The 20,380-nt window shown below is 64.7% G+C and carries 18 protein-coding genes and 1 tRNA gene; 12 read left to right on the top strand and 7 right to left on the bottom strand.

Features of this window, described 5'->3' with window-relative positions:
• Positions 1-5: 5 nt before the first annotated feature.
• Positions 6-545 carry a hypothetical protein gene (locus HGB10_03585; protein ID NTU70887.1) on the bottom strand — a complete coding sequence of 180 codons (540 nt, stop codon included), beginning with the start codon at positions 543-545 and terminating at the stop codon, positions 6-8.
• Positions 546-588: 43 nt separating this feature from the next.
• Positions 589-1,107, bottom strand: a complete 519-nt coding sequence (locus HGB10_03580) for a DJ-1/PfpI family protein (GenBank protein ID NTU70886.1) — start codon at positions 1,105-1,107, stop codon at positions 589-591.
• 101 nt (positions 1,108-1,208) lie between these two features.
• On the opposite strand from HGB10_03580, the gene HGB10_03575 reads away from it, so the two are divergent.
• The 4 genes from HGB10_03575 (at position 1,209) to HGB10_03560 (ending at position 8,023) form a co-directional block, all read left to right on the top strand.
• On the top strand, positions 1,209-2,198 hold the full coding sequence (locus HGB10_03575) for a 4Fe-4S binding protein (GenBank protein ID NTU70885.1): 990 nt from the start codon (positions 1,209-1,211) through the stop codon (positions 2,196-2,198).
• 144 nt (positions 2,199-2,342) lie between these two features.
• Positions 2,343-3,563, top strand: a complete 1,221-nt coding sequence (locus HGB10_03570) for a pyridoxal phosphate-dependent aminotransferase family protein (protein ID NTU70884.1) — start codon at positions 2,343-2,345, stop codon at positions 3,561-3,563.
• A 132-nt stretch (positions 3,564-3,695) separates the two neighbouring features.
• Entirely contained in the window at positions 3,696-5,858 is a 2,163-nt protein-coding gene (locus HGB10_03565; GenBank protein NTU70883.1) for a diguanylate cyclase, read from the top strand.
• A gap of 26 nt (positions 5,859-5,884) precedes the next feature.
• Positions 5,885-8,023, top strand: coding sequence for a diguanylate cyclase (locus HGB10_03560; protein ID NTU70882.1), 2,139 nt, complete (start codon positions 5,885-5,887; stop codon positions 8,021-8,023).
• Positions 8,024-8,047: 24 nt separating this feature from the next.
• Here HGB10_03560 and HGB10_03555 read toward each other — a convergent pair whose 3' ends face one another.
• On the bottom strand, positions 8,048-8,932 hold the full coding sequence (locus tag HGB10_03555) for a 2-oxoacid ferredoxin oxidoreductase (protein NTU70881.1): 885 nt from the start codon (positions 8,930-8,932) through the stop codon (positions 8,048-8,050).
• Positions 8,932-10,740: a 2-oxoacid:acceptor oxidoreductase subunit alpha gene (locus tag HGB10_03550; protein NTU70880.1), complete on the bottom strand. Its 1,809-nt coding sequence runs from the start codon at positions 10,738-10,740 to the stop codon at positions 8,932-8,934. The genes HGB10_03555 and HGB10_03550 overlap by 1 nt, the downstream gene beginning before the upstream one ends.
• A gap of 86 nt (positions 10,741-10,826) precedes the next feature.
• On the opposite strand from HGB10_03550, the gene coaBC reads away from it, so the two are divergent.
• On the top strand, positions 10,827-12,050 hold the full coding sequence (gene coaBC, locus HGB10_03545) for a bifunctional phosphopantothenoylcysteine decarboxylase/phosphopantothenate--cysteine ligase CoaBC (protein NTU70879.1): 1,224 nt from the start codon (positions 10,827-10,829) through the stop codon (positions 12,048-12,050).
• 11 nt (positions 12,051-12,061) lie between these two features.
• Positions 12,062-12,415 carry a DUF190 domain-containing protein gene (locus tag HGB10_03540; protein NTU70878.1) on the top strand — a complete coding sequence of 118 codons (354 nt, stop codon included), beginning with the start codon at positions 12,062-12,064 and terminating at the stop codon, positions 12,413-12,415.
• 26 nt (positions 12,416-12,441) lie between these two features.
• On the opposite strand, the gene HGB10_03535 is transcribed toward HGB10_03540, so the two are convergent.
• On the bottom strand, positions 12,442-13,068 hold the full coding sequence (locus HGB10_03535) for a DUF3786 domain-containing protein (protein NTU70877.1): 627 nt from the start codon (positions 13,066-13,068) through the stop codon (positions 12,442-12,444).
• Between the two features lie 135 nt (positions 13,069-13,203).
• Here HGB10_03535 and HGB10_03530 point away from each other — a divergent pair.
• From HGB10_03530 to HGB10_03510, 5 genes are all read left to right on the top strand, one after another.
• Positions 13,204-13,280: transfer RNA gene (locus HGB10_03530), tRNA-Pro, on the top strand.
• 205 nt (positions 13,281-13,485) lie between these two features.
• Positions 13,486-13,803, top strand: coding sequence for a heavy metal-binding domain-containing protein (locus HGB10_03525; GenBank protein NTU70876.1), 318 nt, complete (start codon positions 13,486-13,488; stop codon positions 13,801-13,803).
• A 41-nt stretch (positions 13,804-13,844) separates the two neighbouring features.
• Complete coding sequence (locus HGB10_03520; GenBank protein ID NTU70875.1) at positions 13,845-14,132, top strand: hypothetical protein; 288 nt, start codon at positions 13,845-13,847, stop codon at positions 14,130-14,132.
• An 84-nt stretch (positions 14,133-14,216) separates the two neighbouring features.
• The gene (locus HGB10_03515; GenBank protein NTU70874.1) at positions 14,217-14,648 is read left to right on the top strand and encodes a hypothetical protein; all 432 of its coding nucleotides are present in this window, start codon (positions 14,217-14,219) and stop codon (positions 14,646-14,648) included.
• A gap of 56 nt (positions 14,649-14,704) precedes the next feature.
• Positions 14,705-16,993, top strand: a complete 2,289-nt coding sequence (locus HGB10_03510) for an arylsulfatase (GenBank protein NTU70873.1) — start codon at positions 14,705-14,707, stop codon at positions 16,991-16,993.
• 38 nt (positions 16,994-17,031) lie between these two features.
• Here HGB10_03510 and HGB10_03505 read toward each other — a convergent pair whose 3' ends face one another.
• On the bottom strand, positions 17,032-18,192 hold the full coding sequence (locus tag HGB10_03505) for a low temperature requirement protein A (protein ID NTU70872.1): 1,161 nt from the start codon (positions 18,190-18,192) through the stop codon (positions 17,032-17,034).
• Between the two features lie 182 nt (positions 18,193-18,374).
• On the opposite strand from HGB10_03505, the gene HGB10_03500 reads away from it, so the two are divergent.
• Positions 18,375-19,283, top strand: coding sequence for a CPBP family intramembrane metalloprotease (locus HGB10_03500; protein NTU70871.1), 909 nt, complete (start codon positions 18,375-18,377; stop codon positions 19,281-19,283).
• A gap of 164 nt (positions 19,284-19,447) precedes the next feature.
• Here the strand turns inward: HGB10_03500 and HGB10_03495 are convergent, their stop codons facing one another.
• Entirely contained in the window at positions 19,448-20,056 is a 609-nt protein-coding gene (locus HGB10_03495) for a hypothetical protein (protein ID NTU70870.1), read from the bottom strand.
• Between the last annotated feature and the right edge of the window lie 324 nt (positions 20,057-20,380).

The following is a 20,380-nucleotide window of genomic DNA, read 5'->3' as shown; positions in this document are numbered from 1 at the left end:
TTACTCTAGCTGCATTCCGCCACGTGCGCGGCGAGGCCGTCGAGCTCGATGTGATCCCGTTCGACCGCTGCGAGCGCGAGAAAGACCTCGGCGACGCGCTCGTTGCGCGCTCGGCCCGCGACTTCGGCGTAGTAGTTTGAGGCGCGCAGCTCACGAGCGAGAGACTCGTTGACCCCGTCGCACCACGTGCCGTTCTCCTCGGCGGGTTCGAGCAGGTCGGTGGGCTTGTCCGCTCCGGCGAGCTTGCAGAACAGAGAGCAGTGCTCGGCTTCGATCGATGCGAGCCGCTTGAAGGCGCTGGCAAGCTTGGGGTTGTCGTGGCGCAGCCCGAGGGCGCGGTAGAAGCGCGCGTTGCCACGCTCCATGTCAATCGCGTGGAGGACGTCAGTGTGCTCAGACTCGCTGAGTTGCGGTGTGGCCACGTTCTCATCGAACTCGATGGTGGGCACCATGTAGTCCTCGGTCACTCCGCAAAAGGGGCAGCGACTGGGCGCCTTGGCACCAAGGTACGTCTCTCCACAGATTCGACAGCGATAGAACTCCACGTTGCCCCCTCGGTCCTTCTGCTCGACGTGCGCGATTCAGCCCCTAGTGCTCTTCCAGCCCGATCAAGTCGCCGATAGCGGTGCCGAATTCGACCGCCGCTTCCGGCCCGTTCGCCGTCACGATGCGACCTGCGACCGTAACCGGTCCGTCGCTCCACAAAGCCCCGTGCGCGACGAGGTCGTCTCGCTGCGAGGGGAACGCGGTTGCCATCACACCGCCGAGCAGACCGGCTCGAGCGAGTGTCGATGGCGCGACACAGATGGCAGCCAACACGCCGTCACCCTCGCCGGCGCTGCGTGCAAGTGCATGCGCATCGGGGTCATCGAAGAACACCGACGCCCCCGCTCCGCCAACAAACACGACCGCATCCCACGACTCGCTCGCGGCATCGCGCACGGAGATCTGGGCCTGCGCATGCATCCCAAGCTTTCCGATACACTCGCCCGGTGCCACGCTCGCCGTGGTCACCTGAGCGCCACGCGACTCCAGAACCTCCTTGGGATGCGCGTACTCTTCGTCCCGGAAGATCTCGGGTGCGATGACCATGAGAACGCGAGGCATCAAGAGGTTCCTTCTGTCGTAATGCGGTAATGTTCCCTAATACTATACCCATCCTACTGCGCGGCCGGCACCCGCATCCCGACAAGACCGGAGTTTCTTTGATGCGTGACTTCCTTACCGGCCGTTGGTTCATCAAGAGCGCCTTCCTCGTCTTCTTCATAGCCTCGTGTGTGCAGCTGTTCATGTTCGCGGCATGGGCACGGGGCGAAGGCCCGTTTGTTCCGAGGCCGGAGGCGCCGGCGGGCCTCTTGCCGGTCGGCCACTTCACGAGCTTCTTTGCCTGGGTGCGTGGTGGCGGATGGGACACGCTGCTGCCGGCGGGGCTTGTGATCATCATCGCGGCGCTCACTGTCTCTGTTCTCTTCAGGCGCGGTTTCTGTGGCTGGATCTGCCCGGTCGGGACGGTCTGGGAGGCGTGCGCGGCGCTTGGACGGCGCGTGCTGGGGCGCAATTTCGTGCCCCCGAAATGGATGGACCTCGCGGGACGCGGTGTCCGGTTCGCGCTGACGGCGATCGTCGTCTTCATGCTCATGTCAGTATCCCTGGGCGAGGCGGTTGCGTTCCGGAGCCTGCCGTACATGTGGGTCGCGGACCTCAAGATCCTCGGGTTGATGGGTGAGCCCATCTTCTTGATCGTGGCGTTGCTCGCCGGGGTCGTGTCCGCGCTGATCGGGCCCGTGTGGTGTCGGTATCTATGTCCCGTTGGCGGACTCTACGCCGCGGTAGCGGTCGCTTCGCCATGTTCTGTGACCCGAGACGCCGATACGTGCATCGCATGCGGCAAGTGCTCGGCAGCCTGTCACGCGTACTGCCATCCCGACCGCGTGCGATCGGTGCGCGACACCGAGTGCGACGGCTGCATGGACTGCGTCAAGGTATGCCCTGTGGAGGGCTGCCTGGAGGCCAAGGTGCTCGGGCGAACGCGTATCGCCCCCTGGGTGTGGCCGTTGCTCGTCGTGGGTCTATGGCTCGCCATCTTCGGCGCCGCCAAGGTGACCGGCAATTGGGATGCGACCGTGCCGGTGGACCAGTTCCAGGCGGCGATTCAGTCCGGGATCCTCGAACGGGCGAGCGTACCCGCTCAGCGCTGAGCCGGCGCACGGTCCGGGTCCTTGTCCCGGAGGCCTTCATTCGTCGCCGAAGTGAACCCGCTTCTCGGATGGTGTTACTATGTGTACAACTTTGTGTACACATGCCGCTCGGTGCAGTCGAGCGGGTCCGAGAGGGGTTCGTTCATGCTTGAGGCCACCATGCTCCGCGACGGTATCGACGCCAGAATCGATGCGTTCGTCGAGCGCCGCTCGGCGATGAAGGACGCGAATCGCTACTTCTATCTTCAGCCGACGACCGGACCCGTGAACAATCGCGTCCGGATGGCCGACGGTCGCGAAATGATCATGCTCGCGTCCTACAGCTACCTGGGACTCATCGGCCACCCCCGTATCGATGCCGCCTCCGCCGCGGCAGTCGAGAAGTACGGAACCGGTGCGGGTGGCGTGCGTCTACTCACCGGCACGAGTGACCTGCATGTGGCATTGGAGGCGCGCCTGGCCGAGTTCTCCAAGCGTGAGGACGCCTGCGTGTACTCGAGCGGCTACGTGACCAACGTCGCCATCATCACCGGCCTGACCGGGCCTGGTGACCTCATTCTCATGGACAAGCTCGACCACGCGTCCATCGTCGACGGCGCGCTGCTCTCGGGTGCCAAGTGGCGCACCTATCGCCACAACGACATGGATCACCTGGAGAAGCTGCTGCGCAAGGCCCGCGAGGACTCGGCGGTCGCCACGATCCTCGTCGTTGCTGACTCGGTGTTCTCGATGGACGGCGACGTGATGGATCTGCCGACCACCAAGGCGTTGTGCGAGCGCTACGGCGCGCGTCTGATGGTCGATGAGGCGCATTCCATCGGCTCGTTGGGCGCCACGGGCCACGGCATCGAGGAGCACTTCGACATGGTCGGATCGATCGACCTGAAGATGGGCACTCTCTCGAAGTCGATTCCGAGCGTGGGCGGCTATCTCGCCGGCTCACACGACCTCGTTGACTACCAGCGTCACATGTCGCGCCCGTTCATCTTCTCTGCGGCGCTGCCGCCCGCGTCCGCCGCTGCGGCGCTCGAGGCGCTCAACGTCATCGAGGATGAGCCGTGGCGGGTGCGCGATCTGCACCGGATCCAGGCTCTGTACACGGATGGTCTCAAGGCCCAGGGATGGGACACGATGGACTCCACCACGTGCGTGGTCCCCGTGCTCGTCGGCGATGAAGGCAAGACCATGGATCTGACCCGTATGCTGTTCGACCGGGGAGTGTTCGTGTGCCCGATCGTGCACCCGGCGGTTCCCAAGGGCAGCGATCGCCTGCGCACCTGTCTGATGGCGACGCATACCGATGAGGATGTGGCCGTGGTTCTGGCCGCATTTGAGGAGTCCGGCAAGGCGCTCGGCCTCATCTAGACCACGGCAGTCGGCCCCGCGGGCGCCATGCGCCCTTCGGCTAGAATGGACAGCGTCACGACGAGTGTTCGTGCCGTGTTCGAACGCATCTCGGGGACTTTGGCCCCCGATGCGGCTTCCGGGGGAGCGTAGATGCCGACGTCCGGCGCACTAGCCAGTACGAAGGCGGTCCGGCGCATGCGCGCGGGCCACATCGCTGCGCCCATCCTCTTGATCGTGTACGCGGCCCTTTCGCTACTTCCGGGTGTTGTGGCGCTGGCCGCTCGCCAGTTCGTCTTCATGGTTCCGCTTGTTGTCGCGGCTGCGGGGATCGCGAACATCATCCGCATTGCGCCGAAGGGTGCCGAGTTCCGTGCGTGGTCGTTTCTCGGACTCGCCGTAGCGGCGCTCATCTTGAGCGAGGGCTACTACTCGCTCTACCAGATCTACGTCTCTGCGGCAGGACCGGGATCGCCTTCGCCGGCGGACGCATTCAACTTCCTCGCGGCGCTGTTCGGCATGTGCACCCTTGGGGTGGCGCTCGGTGTGGGCCGACTGCCACTTGCTCCCAGGCTTGTGCTTGGATTTGACCTTCTTGCGGTCGGCTCGATCCTGTATACGGCGGTGTACGCGTTCTGGGTTCAGATTCTTGCAGGTGAGCAAGGGGCACCGGTGATGGCCTCGCGATGGGCCGGGTATTCATCGCTCGGGGTGGCGCTGCTCATCGGTATCGCAATTCTGGTGCGCGGCGCGTTGAACTCGCGGGACAGACGCGTCGCGGTGTATCTGGCGCTGTCGATAGGCATCTTTGCAGCAGGTATGGTCACGTGGCCGCTGTGGCAGACCCGAGGGGCCTCTCCGACGGGCCAGGCTGTGGACCTCGTCGACTCGATCATCATCATGGTCGGCTACACGCTCACGATGCTTGCCGTACTGACAAGGTTGGCGACATCGGACCGTGGTTGGCGGGCGACCATGGGGCGCGCTCTGACCATGAACAGCCTCTGGCAGTCCTCAGTCATCTCAGGGGCCGTGTTCGTCGCGGTCAGCATCATGGGCTACTGGGCGTATCGGCTGCCGGCGGGGGATCGTGAGAGCACCGTGCTGGTGATCGGTGCGAGTGTGGCGGTCATCGCGCTTGTCGCCAGAACGGGATTCGCCGCGTACGAGATGGGCGCGCTTCACGACACTTCGCTTGTAGATCCTGTGACCGGCGCGCTCAATCATCGAGCGTTCCAGGACGCATGTGACTCCGTCATCGCTCGGAGCACGCGGCAGAGCATCCCTGTGGCACTCATCGTGCTGGACATGGATGGCTTTTCGCGGGTCAACGCTCTGCTCGGGCATGCCGCGGGCGACGAGGCGCTTCGAGCGGTCGTATCGGCGATGCGCGGTGCATCGGAGTATGCGAAGCGCGTGTACCGGCTCTCCGGTGACGAATTCGCCGTGCTTTCCACTGAGACCGCGCCGGAGCAGGCAAGCCGGCTCGCGGCAGATGTGCTCGAGGCCATAACGCAGATCGAAGTCAGCCCCGGCATGACGCTATCCGCCTCTGTCGGGGTGGTGGCGTGCGATCCCTGCGTACAGTCCAAGGACGAGCTGCTGCGCAGGGCCGACGCCGCGCAGGTGTGGGCGAAGTATCACGGCAAAGGGCGGGTCGTCTCCTACGACCCACGCATCGTGCGAGCGCTCGGAATCGAGGAGCGCCTACGCCTCGACGATGAGCAGTCCTACGTCGAAGTCGCTCGCGCACTGGCCGCCGCTGCCGAGGCCCGTGACTCGGGAAGCCGATACCACGCGCGTAACGTCGCCTCGCTTTCAGTGCTCATCGGTGAGGAGTTGGAGTTCGACTCACAGCGCCTTCGCATGCTCGAGATCGCGGCGGTGCTGCATGATGTGGGGCGTATCGCGATGCCCGATCCCGTCATGCCCGCCTTCAAGCGCGGACGACGCGATACCAGGCTGGACATCGAGCACTCGGAGCTGGGCGCACGGCTCGTCGGGTCGCTCGGCGTGGAGGGCCCCCCCGAGTGGGTGCGCGCCCATCACGAGAACTGGGACGGAACCGGATTCCCGGATGGCTTGGTCGGCGAGGAGATCCCTCTGGAGGCGCGAATCATCGCACTTGCGAACGCCTACGATGCGTTGGTCGCCGGCCACATCGGCAGGCCGCCGATGTCGAAGGGCGCCGCCTTGCAGGAGATCGATCACGGAATCGGCAGCAGGTTCGATCCGGTACTCGCCGAGAAGTTCATCGAAGTCGTGGGTGGCACGGCGTCGCTTGGCTGGTCCGATGAGTGGTCGGCGGTGTCGTGATGGTTGCGACTCCTCGGGGATCGAGAGTGCGTGTCGCCGGCTGGCTTGGCTTCATCGGGCTCGTTGCGGTGGGCGAACTGGTCATGCTCTCCTCGTTGCCAGGAGCCGAGCGCCAGCTGTTCATCGACCTGTCGACGTACATCGTGCCGATATTCTTGGCCTTGATCGGCTCGGTCATGCTCGCAATCAAGCTCCCGGATATGGGGCGCCGTTTGTGGGGGCTGCTTGCGCTCGCCACACTGCTCCTTCTCTTCAGCGAGAGCTACCTGACGTGGTACTTCTACGCCGTGGATTGGCGCGGTCCGCATCTGCCGGCGGCGTTTCAGATACTCCAGATGGGGGCGGCGGTCGTCTTCCTCGCGATCGTCGAGGTCATGACGATGCAGGGCAGGCCGCCGCTCGTCGCGCGGCTGCGAGTGCTCGTCGACGTGCTGTGCGTCTTCGTGATCGCCACCTCGGCATCCTACTGGTTCGTGCTGCTTCCGCTCTTCCGCGACATCCCCAGCGCAGGCTGGGAGGTGGCAGCGGTCATCTCGGTCTACCCGATCATCGGGTCGCTGCTCCTGGGCGGTGCGATCGCGATGGCGCTTGGTTGGCGTGTGTTCGGCTGGAGATCGTGGGAGCGCCTGTTTATCGGGGCATTCGCGCTGTACGGGATAGGACTGCTGTTCCAGCCGTTCTGGTTCGCCCACGCGCTTCAGTCGCCATTCCCTGCAGAGGGCGGCATCGTGAGCGCCCTGTTTGGTTTCGGCTTCTACCTGCTCTTCATGGCGACCGTGTACCGGCTGACGTCCGTGACTCCTGCATCCACGACCCTGGAGCTCTCGCCCCTCAACGAGCGGCTGCCTTGGCTGTCCGTGTTCTACCCGCTCGCGTTCGCGTTCGTGTTGCCGTTGATGGGCGTCGCCTGCCTGACGGTTGGCCGGCAACGGGGTGGCGGGTTCTTGGTCACGCTCACCGTCGTGCTCGCGGGACTGCTGATCATGCGCTCGTGGCTGGCGACGCTTGAGCGCTCGCACCTGCGCGGCCTGAGCATCACCGACCCGGTCTCCGGTGCGTTCAACCACCGCTATCTGCACGAGCGCCTCGCCGAGGAGTTCGCGCGCTACAGCTCCACGCGACCTGAGCCCGCGGTCATCGTCTTCGACATCGATGATTTCGCTTCGTTCAACCGCGAGCACGGCCACGACTCCGGAGACGCGCTGCTGCGAAAGATCGCCGAGACGCTCGCTGCAAGCGCCGGCGTGTCCAAGACGGTGTATCGCGCCGGCAGCGATGAGTTCGTGGTTCTGATGCTCGACGCAACCGAAAGCGAGGTCACTGCGTTCGCTTCGCAGGCACTTGGACGCATCGCGGGTGAGGGCGGCAAGGATGAGGGCGTGCGAGCGAGCGCCGGCATCGCGTTCTTCCCGCGGCACGGAGAGGACCCCGACCAGGTGCTCGCTCGTGCTGTCGCAGCACAGGCTGTCGCCCAGGCGGCTGTGAGTCCTATTCCGGTCGTGTACGGCGACTCCGTGGCCGAGACGATCGACCCCGCCGACCGCCAGGCAACCTCACGACGTACATCGCAGCGCGAGGTCGTGCTGGTACTGGCCGAGGCGGTGGATGCGCGCTACGAGGAGACGCGGGACCACTCGCGCAATGTGGCGGAGCTAGCGCGTTCGCTCGCTCAGGTCCTGGGCCTCTCGGAAGGTACCGTCGAGACCATTGGGCTGGCAGCGCGTGTGCACGACGTGGGAAAGATCGGCGTTCGCGACGAGGTTCTGCTCAAGGAGGGTCCGTTATCGCCGGACGAGCGAGCGCTCGTCCAGGAGCATTCCGTGCTCGGCGAGCGCATTCTTGCGCCGACCAGCCTCGAAGAAGTGCTGCCCATCGTGCGCCATCATCACGAACACTGGGATGGCACCGGCTACCCGGACGGCCTTCGCGGGCCGCAGATTCCGGTTGGTGCACGCGTGCTCAGCGTCTGCGACGCGTTCGAGAGCATGACCTCAGTCCGCTCATGGCGCGACGCGCTGCCCTTCGAGGTCGCCGTCGAGCAGATCTCGGCCAGCGCAGGCACGCAGTTCGACCCCGATGTCGCATCGACGTTCGTGCGCATGGTCACGCATCTGCGCATGCCGGCGGCAGACCAGATGACTCCCACGCCGGGGATTCTCGGCTAGCTCAACGGTCCAACTGGCGGACGATCAGCTCAGGGCGTCGACGAGCGCGCTCACATCGCGAGGAACACTCGCGCGCCGCCATCCGGGCGTCGATGCAGCGGTGATCCCGTCCTCGTAGGTGGGGACGCCCTCTTGGCGATAGATCACGCCGATGGGAATGCGGCACTCATCGGGCGTGCACGTCATCTCGCGAAACGCCGCCATCGACAGGTCGAATGCCGCCGAGCGGTTCGAGGCGTCCCAGTCGGTTTCCTCGAGCTTGTAGATGCGATCGCGGAACCACGCTGCGGTGTTGAGCTTGTTCCACGTCACGCACGGCTGGAGCACGTCGACGAGGGCCAGTCCCTTGTGCTCGAACGCCTGCTTGTACAGGCCTACGAGATGCTCGACGTCGCCTGCGAAGCCGCGCGCGACGAACGTGGCATTCTCGGCCAGCGCAAGGCCGATGGGGTTCGCTGGCTGCTCGAGCACGCCGCCGGGCGTCGAGACGGAGGGCATGAGATGCTCGGTGGTGGGTGAGGCCTGGCCGGTGGTGAGCCCATAGACTTGGTTGTCGTGCGCGATGATGGTCATGTTGGGATTGCGCCGCAGGGTGTGGATGAAATGCCCCATCCCGAGGCCGTAGCAGTCCCCGTCACCGACCTCTGCGATGACGTGCAGGTCGGGCCGGGTCATCGCGAGCGCCGTTGCGGGCGGAAGCGCCCGGCCGTGCAGCGCGTGCATGCCCTGCGTGAGCGTGAAGTCGGCTCCGTTGCCGTGGCAGCCGATGCCCCACACCATCGAGAACTCGTTGCTCGCCCATCCCATCTCGGAGATGGCCTGGCGTAGGGCTTTCCACATTGAGTGGTTGCCGCACCCCGGGCACCAGGTTGGCGGGTGGATCGTCTGGAGCTGTTCGGGAGTGGGCATCAGGCGTCGCCTCCGGTGGCTTCGGGTGAGACACGTTGCGGTACAGGTTGGCCGGCGATGGCGTGCGCGGTCTCGTAGATCTGCTCGGGGGAGAAGGGGCGGCCGTCGAAGCGGTTGATGCGGTGGCCCGGTTCGCGCATGCAGAACTCGCGGATGATTCCTTCAAGCTGCCCGGTCGCATTGCCCTCAACGACGACGGTTCGCTTCGAGCGCTCGATGAACTCGAAGACCTCCTGGGCCGGGAACGGCCACACCGTGGTGATCTGCAGCATGTTGGCGCTGATGCCGTCGGCCTCAAGCCACTTCATCGCCTCGCGCACCGGCATCTTCGTGCTGCCGAACACGATGAACGACAGCTCGGCCTCGCGTGGCCCGTACTCGCGCGGCGCCGGCACGAGCGAGGCGGCGAGCCGCATCTTCGTGAGTCGCTTGGCGTTTTGGTTGATGCGTGTCGCGGCGACCTCACCCGGGGAGCCGAAGCCGTGCTCGTCGTGCTCGTAGGAGTTCACGAGCTGCTCGGCGCCGATGACGCCGGGAATCGCGCGCAGCGAGACACCCGTGGGGGAGTGTGCGTAGCGTTGGTAGTCGGTGACGCTGCCTTCGGCTTGGAACGCGCCGCGATCGATCGTGACCGCTGCGCCATCGAACGGCTCGACGGTCTGCGTGTTCTCGCACAGGTAGGTGTCGCCGAGCAGGATGACCGGGGTCTGGAGCTGATCGGCGATGTTGAGCGCCTTCCACGCGAACTCGAACGCCTCGGCCTGGTCGCCGGGCGCGAGGATCACGCGCGGAAACTCGCCCTGTGCCGCGTGTATCGCGAAGCGCAGGTCGGACTGCTCGGTCCACGTGGGAAGTCCCGTCGCCGGTCCGGGCCGCGTGAACAGGCCCACCACGATCGCGGTCTCGCTCACGCCCGCGAACCCGAGCGCCTCGACCATGAGTGAGAAGCCGCCACCGCTCGTCGCGCACATCGAGCGCGTCCCGCCGAACGCCGCGCCGATACACATGTTGATCGCGGCGATCTCATCCTCAGTGTGTTTGACGACGACGCCTTCGCGCTCGGCGTGTGCTGCGAGGTAGTGCAGGACCGTTGAGGCCGGCGTCATGGGGTAGGCCGCGTAGAAGCCCAGCCCGCCCGCAAGTGCGCCGATGGCGGTCGCGGTGTTGCCGTCGGTGAGGATGCGCGTTGGCTCGCCGGTGCGCGGCGCGAGCTTGTAGGGGAATTCGCAGTGCGACTCGGCGGCGCTCTCGAAGCCGCGCGTGGCGGCAGCGACGTTCTGCTCGGCGACCGACGGGTCCTTGTGCGCGAACTGCCGCTGCAACGAGTCGACGAGGCCTTCGAGCGGGAAGCCCATGTGTCCGAGAACGGCACCGAGCGCGGTGATGTTGCGCATGATGCGCACACCGCCTACCTCGCGCACGATGTCGGTCAGCGGCACCGGGACGAGGCACACGCGACCGGCCAGGTCGCCGAGCTCGATGGCGTCGGCCGCGATATCGTGCGGGTCGAAGACGATCGCGCCGCCGTCGGTGAGCTCGTCGAGGTGCAGCGGGATTGTCGCGGCGTCGAGCGCGACGAGGATATCGGTAGGCGTGACGTGGCTGAAGATCTCATCCTCGCTCACGCGCAGGTGGATCGTGTTGTGCCCGCCCTTGATGAGCGACGGATACTCAGTGAGGTCGAACGTGCGGTAGCCCGCCCGAGCGAAGACTCTCGCGAGCGTGGCTCCCGCCGCCTTGATCCCAAACCCGGCTGGCCCGCCGATGCGGATGCGTACTTCGTTGCCGTACGGAGCGCGCTGCTCCATGTGCGTATCCCTTCGTCGCTACTCAGGCGTGTACCCGACGCGGCCTCCAGCGTACCGACTCGCGGACTCGTGCGATACTGGTCAGCATGGAATCGACCACGAACAAGCCCCTTGTCGTACTCGGCGTCACCGGCTGCATCGCCGCCTACAAGGCGTGCGAGCTGGCGCGCTGTCTCATGCGCGCGGGCTGTAGGGTCAAGGTCGTCATGACCGAGGCGGCCACCCACTTCGTGGGGCCGACCACGTTTCGCGCACTCACGGGAGAGCCCGTGGCGGTCGGCTTGTGGGACGAAGCCGACGCCCGGGTGCACCACATCTCGCTGGCCGAGGAGGCCGACGTCTTCGTCATCGCGCCAGCCACTGCCAACACGCTCGCGAAGATCGCCGAGGGGCGTGCCGATGACCTGCTGTCCACGAGTGTGCTCGCCACCGAGGCGCCGCTCTTGATCGCGCCGGCGATGAATGTGCACCTGTGGCGCGCGCAACCCACGCGTGAGGCGATGGCGCGGCTTGCAGCCCGAGGTGCCGTCATCGTCGAACCCGAGAGCGGCGAGCTGGCCTGCGGAGACGTGGGCGAAGGGCGTCTGGCGAACGTGGACGCGATCGCCGAGGCGGTACTCGGCGAGACGCGTCGAGCACGCGACCTCGTGGGGGTCTCGGTACTCGTGACGGCCGGCGGAACCCAGGAGCCCATCGATCCGGTTCGCTACATCGGCAACCGCAGCAGCGGCAAGACCGGCTACGCCATCGCCGAGGAGGCCGCGAGGCGTGGAGCCACGGTGACGCTCGTGAGCGGCCCGACCGCGCTGCCGGACCCGTTCGGCGTGACGACCGTTCGCGTGCAGACCGCCGCCGAGATGCTCGGCGCGGCGCTCGCCGCTTACGAGCACGCCGATGTCGTGGTCGCGACGGCTGCCGTGGCTGACTTCCGTCCGGTGGCGGCGTCGGATCACAAACAGAAGAAGGACAGTGCGACCCTCGAGTTGCGACTCGAGCGCACACCCGACATCCTTGCGCAGCTCGCATCGGAGAAGGCCGGTCGGCTGCTGGTCGGCTTCGCCGCCGAGACGCAGGATGTGCTCGCCGCCGCGCAGTCGAAGCTGGAGCGCAAGAACCTCGACCTCGTGGTCGCAAACGACGTCTCGAAGCTGGAGCTCGGCTTTGGTACCGACACCAACCGCGTGTGGTTCGTCTCTGCCGATGAGACCGTCGAGCTACCCGTTTTGCCCAAGACCGCCATCGCCCGAACGCTGTGGGACCGACTCGCGCCGGATGCGCGAACGGCCGCCGAGCAGCGCGGGCGCAACTGAGAGGAACCGCAATGGCACATCGACTCGAAGGACCTTGTAAGCGGCTGAGTGCGTACGTGGGCGAAGACGCCACCTACGACGACAAGCCGCTGTATCAGGCGCTCATCGACCAGGCCCGCACCCAGGGCTGTGCGGGCGCCACCGCGCTGCGCGGCATGGTCGGGTACGGCTCGTCGAGCCGCGACGTCGCCAAGCACGGCCTGCGCATGTCGACCGACTGTCCCGTCATGGTGACCGTCGTCGACGAACCGCAGCGAATCACCGCGCTTGCCGCCGTGTGGTCAGCGATGATCGACTCAGGTCTTGTGACCGTCGAAGATATCAAGGTCGTGCACTACGCCGGCGAGACCGACGGCGACGAGTAGGCCTGGCGTAGGCGCGTTCCCGGGTGCTAGCCGCCCGTGACGCCGGCGTTCGCTATGACCCGCTGCGTGAGCCACGACCCGAGCACCGCGCACCCGTCGATCGGTAGGTGGCGGATGGCGGTCTCGTCGAAGAGCAGTTCCGCGCGCGCCGGGAATTCGTCGTCGGCATGCCACCACACGAGCGCAATCGGCACACGCGGTAGCGCGCTGACCACCCACGCGAGATCTGCGTTCGTCGCGAGCTCGCCGGGCTCGCACGGGCGACCGGCGCAGGCCGCCACGGCATCGGGGAGCAGATCCGCGTGCTCGCCGATCAGCCGGACGAGCGCCCCGCCGGTGTAGCCGTTGAACGCCGCCGAGTAGACGCGGCCATCGGGCAGGTCAGCGAACGCGCGCCAGTCGCCCGTGGGTAGCGAGCCGTCGCTCACAGCGAGATGGTGGACGAGCAAGGCCCGGATGTGGGGCGGCAGGGGAGCGTCGGGGGCGTATTCGAGCGCTGGGTACGAGATCGAGACGGGCACTCCGAGGAGCGGGACGGCAAAGGTGCCGCCGTTCGCATCGCCGTCGAAACCGATGCCGCAGCGCATCGCAGCGGCGAGCGGGTCCATGCCGGCAGCGAGCTGGCGGGCCGCTTCGAGTGCTCCTTGCCCCATGGCACCTCGATCGTCTGTCAGTCCGGGCACGAAACTGCCCGATTCGGGTCTACACATGCGCGAGATGAATGGTACGATACCGACTCGCTGGCGTTGCGTCTGCACGCGACGCACTTGCTGGCGAGAATCATATGTCGGGCTGTGGCGCAGTTTGGTAGCGCACTTGACTGGGGGTCAAGGGGTCGCAGGTTCAAATCCTGTCAGCCCGACCACTTGAACGAACGCGGGGCTCCTACGGGAGCCCCGTTTCGTTTGCCTTCCGAGGTGGGCGCACTCGTTCAACAGCACGGCGGTGACGGGGGTTTCACGGAGTCCCGTCTCGGATATGATAGTGGTGTAGTCGCATTAGGGCGACTGCGGTGACGGCCGATTCATTGACCTCTCGCCAGATGCGGGGCTAATCAGGAGGAATTCACGATGATCATCACAACCACATCCGGCATCGAAGGACACAAGATCGTCGAATACAAGGGGATTGTCTCGTCCACGTCGATCCACGGCATCGCGGTCGGCAAGGACTTGAGGGCTGCGGGCCGCAATCTCGTGGGCGGACGTTCGAGCACCTACGAGGACGAAATCGGCGGCGCCCAAGGCGAAGCCCTGGAAGAGCTACAGGCCGCCGCCGAAGCGGTCGGCGCAAACGCAATCGTGGGGGTCACGATTGATCTGGAGGCTTTGGGCAACGGGAACATGCTCATGGTGAGCATGGCGGGTACAGCGGTGGTGCTCGACTAACACGCGACCTTTGGCCTGCGGGAAACGGAAATGGGGTTCACATGCGGCGCACTCCGCTGCTTCTGGCTCTCGGTTACATGCTAATCGTGGCTTTCGCCCTTCTTACGCTCCTTATGGGTGACGATGCGATGGTCGGCGTAACCCTCCTCATCCTCGGGTTCCCTTGGACTTGGCTGCTGGGAATGGTGATTGATACCCTGAATCCCGACGCGCTTGCGAGTGGAGTACTTGGCGTCGCAGTGGGAGTGGTCGGGGCAGCCGTCAACGCGCTGATCATCTATGTGGTGGCGAGGTCGATCGTGATGAGACGGACCGACAGGGCGGGGTGAGTCTGCCTGGCGCGAACATCGAGTGGCAGGACGAACTTTGGGAATGCACCCATCAGTACATTCCGCAGCATAAGGGAGGTTGCAGTGACAGTCGAAAGTGCACAAGTCGTGGGCCTGAAGGTCTTCAAAGCAATCGTCTGGGTGATCTACGCTATCGCTACATTCGCAGAAATCGTGATTGCGTTCACGTTCTTCCTGCTGCTCTTTGACGCGAGCCCGAAGGCTGGGTTCGTTGAGTTCGTATACCACTGGGGAGCGGTCTTCGCTCAGCCGTTCAAGGGAATGATCGACCCGACCAAGCTGAGCAACGGTGGCGTAATCTCGTGGTCCGCGCTTTTCGCCATGGCCGCCTACGCGGTGCTCGCGTGGCTCTTGGGCGCAGGTGTCAATGCTGTGTCGCGCAGCATCTATCGCAAGTCTCGGCTCAACCAGGCGGCGGTCGCACCTGCGGCGCAGCCGGAGCCGACCCCAGTGCCTACTGAGCCAGCTTCAGGCATCGATGCGCCGCAAGTCTGAATGGAAGAGCCTCGCCGCAAGTTGAGGCCGCGCAGCAGCCGAAGGGAGCCTCACCCATGAGCAGGGACGTTACTTCCACGCATATCGACCGGTCGGTCTTGCCGATTCCCCCCGAGCCCTTCAGGGGTACGATCGGGTTGCGGTCCAGCGAGTCCACGCCGTTCTTCCCCCAGGCGGTCACTGCGCCGGAAGGGGCACCGAATGTCGCGCTCGTCCTGCTCGACGACGTGGGTTTCGGTGCGGCGAGCACCTTCGGCGGGCCGATTGATACCCCCACGCTCGAGCGACTGTCGGATAGCGGGCTGCGCTACGACCGCTTTCACACCACTGCTGTGTGCAGCCCCACTCGTGCGGCGCTGCTCACCGGGCGCAACCACCACACCGCCCACACCGGTGCCGTCATGGAGATGGCGACCGGGTACCCTGGCTATGACTCGGTGCTCGGCCACGACATGGTCACAGTCGCCGAGATTCTGAAGCACAACGGCTACAACACCGCGTGGTTTGGCAAGGATCACAACGTGCCCGACTGGGAGTCCAGCCAAGCTGGACCCTTCGACCGCTGGCCCACCAGCCAGGGCTTCGAGAAGTTCTACGGCTTTCTGGGCGGATCCGCGAACAACTGGCGTCCGGCACTGTATGACGGCACCACGCCGACCGAGCCCTACCTGGGCAAGCCAGAGTACAACCTCGATTTTGACCTCGCCGATCAGGCCATCGGCTGGATGACGATGCAGAAGGCGATGGCGCCCGACAAGCCGTTCTTCGTCTACTACGCCACCGCTGCCGGCCATGCGCCGCAGCAAGCCACGCCCGAATGGATCGCCAAGTACAAGGGCAAGTTCGACCAAGGCTGGGACAAGGTGCGCGAGGAGACCCTCGCCCGCCAGAAGCAGATGGGAGTGATCCCGGCCGATGCGAAGCTGACACCCCGGCCGAAGGAGATTCCGGCCTGGGATTCGGCCGGCCCGCGTGAGCAGAAGGTGTACGCAGCCATGATGGAGCTCGCCGCCGCGCATGTCGCGCAGGCCGACTACAACCTCGGCCGCGTGCTGGACGCCATCGACGACCTGGGCCAGACCGACAACACGCTGGTGATCTATGTTGTGGGTGACAACGGCGCCGCCGGCGAGGGCTCACTCGTCGGCTCCTTCAACGATATGAACGTCGTGAGTCAAAGCCATGAGACGCTTGACTACGTCGAGAGCCGCCTGCCCGACTTCGGCACCTGGAAGTCGTCGAACCTGTACCCGGTGGGCTGGGCCTGGGCGATGAACACGCCGTTCCAGTGGTGCAAGCAGGTGGCCAGCCACTTTGGCGGCACACGTAACGCGATGGTGATGTCGTGGCCGAAGGGAATCCAGGCCCGCGGTGAGATTCGCTCGCAGTTCCACCACGTTATCGACATCGTGCCGACGATCCTCGAGGCGGCACGTCTTCCCCAGCCGGCCATGGTTAACGGCGTCGCCCAGCACCCCATCGAGGGCGTGAGCATGGCCTATACCTTCGACGACGCCGAGGCTGCCGGTCGCCGGCACACGCAGTACTTCGAGATCTTCGGCAACTCAGGGGTCTATCACGATGGCTGGTTCGCATCGACGACGCCGGTACGGCTGCCGTGGAGTGGGGTCGGCACCGACATGGACGTACTGACGACCAAGTGGGAGCTCTACAACATCGACGAGGATTTCACCCAGGCCGATGACCTGGCAGGAGAGATGCCCGAGAAGCTCCGCGAGATGCAGGTGCGCTTCTACGCGGAAGCAGCCAAGTTCAATGTGCTGCCGATCCAGACCTCTGCGGCCGAGCGCTTCGGCGAAGGGATTCGGCCCAACCCGACCGGGGACCGCATCTCGTTCACCTACACTGCCGGCTTGAAGAGGATTCCGGAGGGTTCCTCGCCAAACATCAAGAATCGGTCGTGGTCGCTTTCCGCTGATGTCGACCTCAAGGACCGCGAGTCTGGGGTCATCGCCACGCAGGGGGGCCTGTTCGGCGGGTGGGCCCTGTATTTCCAGGACGGCAGACCGGTCTTCAGCTACACCGTCGCTGACGGCTCGAACTACCGCACCGTCGCCGCCGATGCGGTGCCGCCGGGCAAGCACTCTGTGGTGATGGACTTCGTGTATGACGGTGGCGGCATGGCCAAGGGCGGCACCGCCGCCCTACTGGTGGATGACGCCAAGGTCGCTACAGTCCGTTTGGAGAAGACCGTCCCGTTCCGCTTCTCCACGGAAGAGACACTCGACTTCGGCGAGGACACAGGGACGCCGGTGGACATGTCTTACGACGTGCCATTCAAGTTCACGGGCGAACTCGGCAAGATAGTCATCGACCTGAAGTAGCCGTTTCGACAACACGCCGCCGGACGGGTGTGGCTCAGCTACGCGTCACCACTCCGCCCGCGGGTGCTTGAACCCCACCCTGCCACAAGCGCTACACCAATCGCCGCAACCAGAACGAAACCGAGCGCGGGCAGTTGGGGTGCAAGAACAGCGATCACCACTATCGCCAGCGCTACGATGACTTCGAGCCATCGAGTGTGTCGCAACCACTCCTCGCCGTTGCCATGGGAGAGGACAAACGACTCAAGTAGCGCGATTGAGCAGAGCGCTGTAGCTACACCCAGAGCAAACAGGTGCTGTGAACTCGCGTTGAACGGTTCCAGTGGGGCCTCGACCACTCCAACGACTATGGCGCTGATTGCAGCGATCGATGCCGTTAACGGCAGATGCAGGTACTGGCGTACGATTCTGCGGCGTGGTTCGAGGGGTGTCTCGCCGGTCATCACCTGGTCGAAGTACAGCCAGTAGAGTCCGGTGATCGTGAGCAGGATGCAGCCGCTGGCGACCCATGTGATGGGTGAGATGTGCGAGAGCTCGCTGAGGCCCGTCACGATTGCGAGCACGCATTCGCCCAGCACTACAATGGTGAACAGCGCAAAGCGCTCAGGAAGGTGTGTTCCCGAGAGGGACGGCAGTTCGTCTTGCTGCCGGGTCGTCAGCCATGGAGCCAAGAGGTCGACCAGAGTCCCTGCCGCCGCGAGAGCCCACCCGAAGGGTAGGCCCATCGCCACCGCCGAGGTCCACAGGACGATGCTCATGCCGTGTGAGATCGTAAGCCGCTTGCTCACCGGCCGGAACGTCGGATTATGTCGTGCGCCCCGCCGCCACAAGATCAGGATCAATACGTCTGCGACCACGTATGCAGCGCCGAACAGTCGAAACCCGGCCGAGAACCCCTGAGCAACGCCGACCGCCATCACCAAGACCGCCGCCATCAGACCTAGCAGGGAGAGACGGTAGCTGAGGTCGTCAGTTTCAAATCGGTCTGAGTAGATCGCACCGTAGCGCCAGACGGCCCACATCGACGCGAAGTACAGCGCCCACTGCAGTTCAGCGGTGCGGTCCACGTTCTGAGCTAGGCCCTCAGAGAGCCCTTTGACCACGGCGACAAAGGCCAGGTCGAAGAAAAGCTCAATCCACTGAACACGGCGCTCAACTTCTGCGTCATCGCGCAGGACGGGGTTTTGCCACAGACGCACGTGACCTGCCTTCTTCACGCGGATGGTTGCCGATCGGGGCAGAACTCGATGTCCCGTAAGTGTATCCCTAGCGGCCAGTCTCCGTTCACCCACGAGGTCGCTCTTGTGGCCACGTGTGGAAACACGGACAGTGAATCTCGATGTGGCAAGCGAGACACGCATTGCGGGAATGGGGGACGACAATGAGCGATACCTCGGATGGTCAGCCGGTACGGTCTTATCTCGATTGGGCCGAACGCGGGGCTCCTGGTTTCTGGCGCTATATGACCGGCCTCGTGATCATCTTTGTAGTCGCGATGCTGATCTCGCAGCTGGTCGGGCTGCTGTATGTCGTGCTGTTCCCAGCGTTCATGCAAACACCGGTGGGCAGCCTCCTGGTCATACCCTTCGGCACGTTGCTCACGTTCATCGCTGTGCCGCTCGTCGCCTGGCTGCTGAACAAACGTCCGTGGTGGAGCGTGGCAATGCCCACGCTCCGATTCGACGGGTTCGGCTTCTTCACCGGGCTTCTCGCCATGATGGCTGTCCTGGTCGGGGCCAACATCGTCACCGTGGTGACTGAGCCTGGGGCGATCACCTACGCAGGGTTCGATCCCCGCATTTTTGCAGCTTCGTTCGTCGTTGCCTTCCTCGGGCTGTTCGTGCAAACCGCATCTGAGGAGATGACCTACCGGGGATACCTAACTCAATTCGCGCGCCGGTTCTCGGCCAGTCCGATCCTCTTCCTTGGCATTCCTGCGCTCGTCTTCGCCCTGCCGCACTATGGAAACATCAGTGCGAATGGCTTCATTTCGATCGTTCCGTACCTGATCGATGGCCTGTTGTTCGGATGGCTAGCCTACAGATCGGGTAGCCTTTGGATGGCTGTCGGCGCGCATCTCGGTAACAACTTCTTCGTCACGATGATCGTGGGGAATCCAGGCGACGTCGTGCCGACGGGTGCGCCGTTCCTTCTGGCAGCGGGGGCAAGCTCGTCGGATCTCAACAATGTCGTCTCGTCGTTGGTTGTCGCTGGTGTTGTGGTGGCCTTGGCGGAGATTGCGATTCGGAAACGTGCGAGTGGTTCACAGATCAAGTCCGCTTCCGCGTGAGCCCCGAAGGCGCAGTGGCGGCCGCAAAGCCGCGCCGGAAGGGGCGGGGGTCATTTCGCCGATAGTGCCCGTCCTGCAGTTACAAACGCGTCCACTAAGCCCGACCAGAGCATTTCGAGGCACCCTTCGGGGTGCCTCGTTTCTCTTGGCCGGCCAGAGCGTGCCTAGGGGATGGTTTCAATCTCCTCTTGCGGGCGGTTAGGCGTGCCCACAGGGGTAGCTTGGGTTGACGCCGCGGACGCTGCTTGAGTGGCATCTACAGTGCCGGATTCGCTCTTGGTGGCAGGGGTCGACGCTGCCGGTGCGGGCTGCTGCTGTGGCTCGCTTAGTTCAGACGGCGGGGCGAGCGCGGCGGCAATCAGAATGGCGGCAACAGCAGTGGTCCAGACGATTCGTGCGGTTTGCGTGAGCCGCTTCTCCCGCCACATAGCGACGAGCGCCCAAGTCATCGCAATCGGCCACAGAAACACCCACATGAGCACCCAGCCCCATACCGGCAGGCCGCCGAGCCGCTGCTTGGGCGCCAACTGAGGAGAGCGAGAGGACGGGCCGACCGACGAAGAAGCGACACCACCTGCGGCCGCTCCTGGCGAGAATGACGTAGCGAACCAAGCCTGAACATACGGACTACTCCACCTGACCTGACCTGCTGCGTCGAGGCCGCGAATGTCATCGAGTGTCGCGGCGTTCCGGTCGAACGCGAACGTCCCGAATTCTGAGTCGAACATGATGGAACGACCGTCGACAAGCCAACCAACCGGCGAAACAGACACGCTAATCTCCCCTTGATCACCCATTCAGGATGGGATTCGGTATTCGGAGCGAATCAATTAGTCGTCGAGGCCCAGATCGCATCTAGGACGCTAGACTCCTCGAACGCCTCGGATGAAGACAGGGCCTGTGAAACGACAAGTCAGTCCTGCAGGGCGGCGAACCCCCGTCCACCCGCGCACCAATCTATATCAATCCGGGTCATGGGGGAACTCGCGCAGAGGCCTGGTTGATGTACCGTTCGGTCATCCTGCTCAGTGGGCGGGCATGGCAGGGCAGCAGTGTATTATGAGTCGGTCTTGGTGACGCGCTGGCAGGGGGGTTCC

It is taken from the genome of Coriobacteriia bacterium (genome assembly GCA_013334745.1).
Classification (GTDB): Bacteria; Actinomycetota; Coriobacteriia; order Anaerosomatales; family JAAXUF01; genus JAAXWY01.
This window is presented reverse-complemented; position numbering and strand designations above follow the sequence as displayed.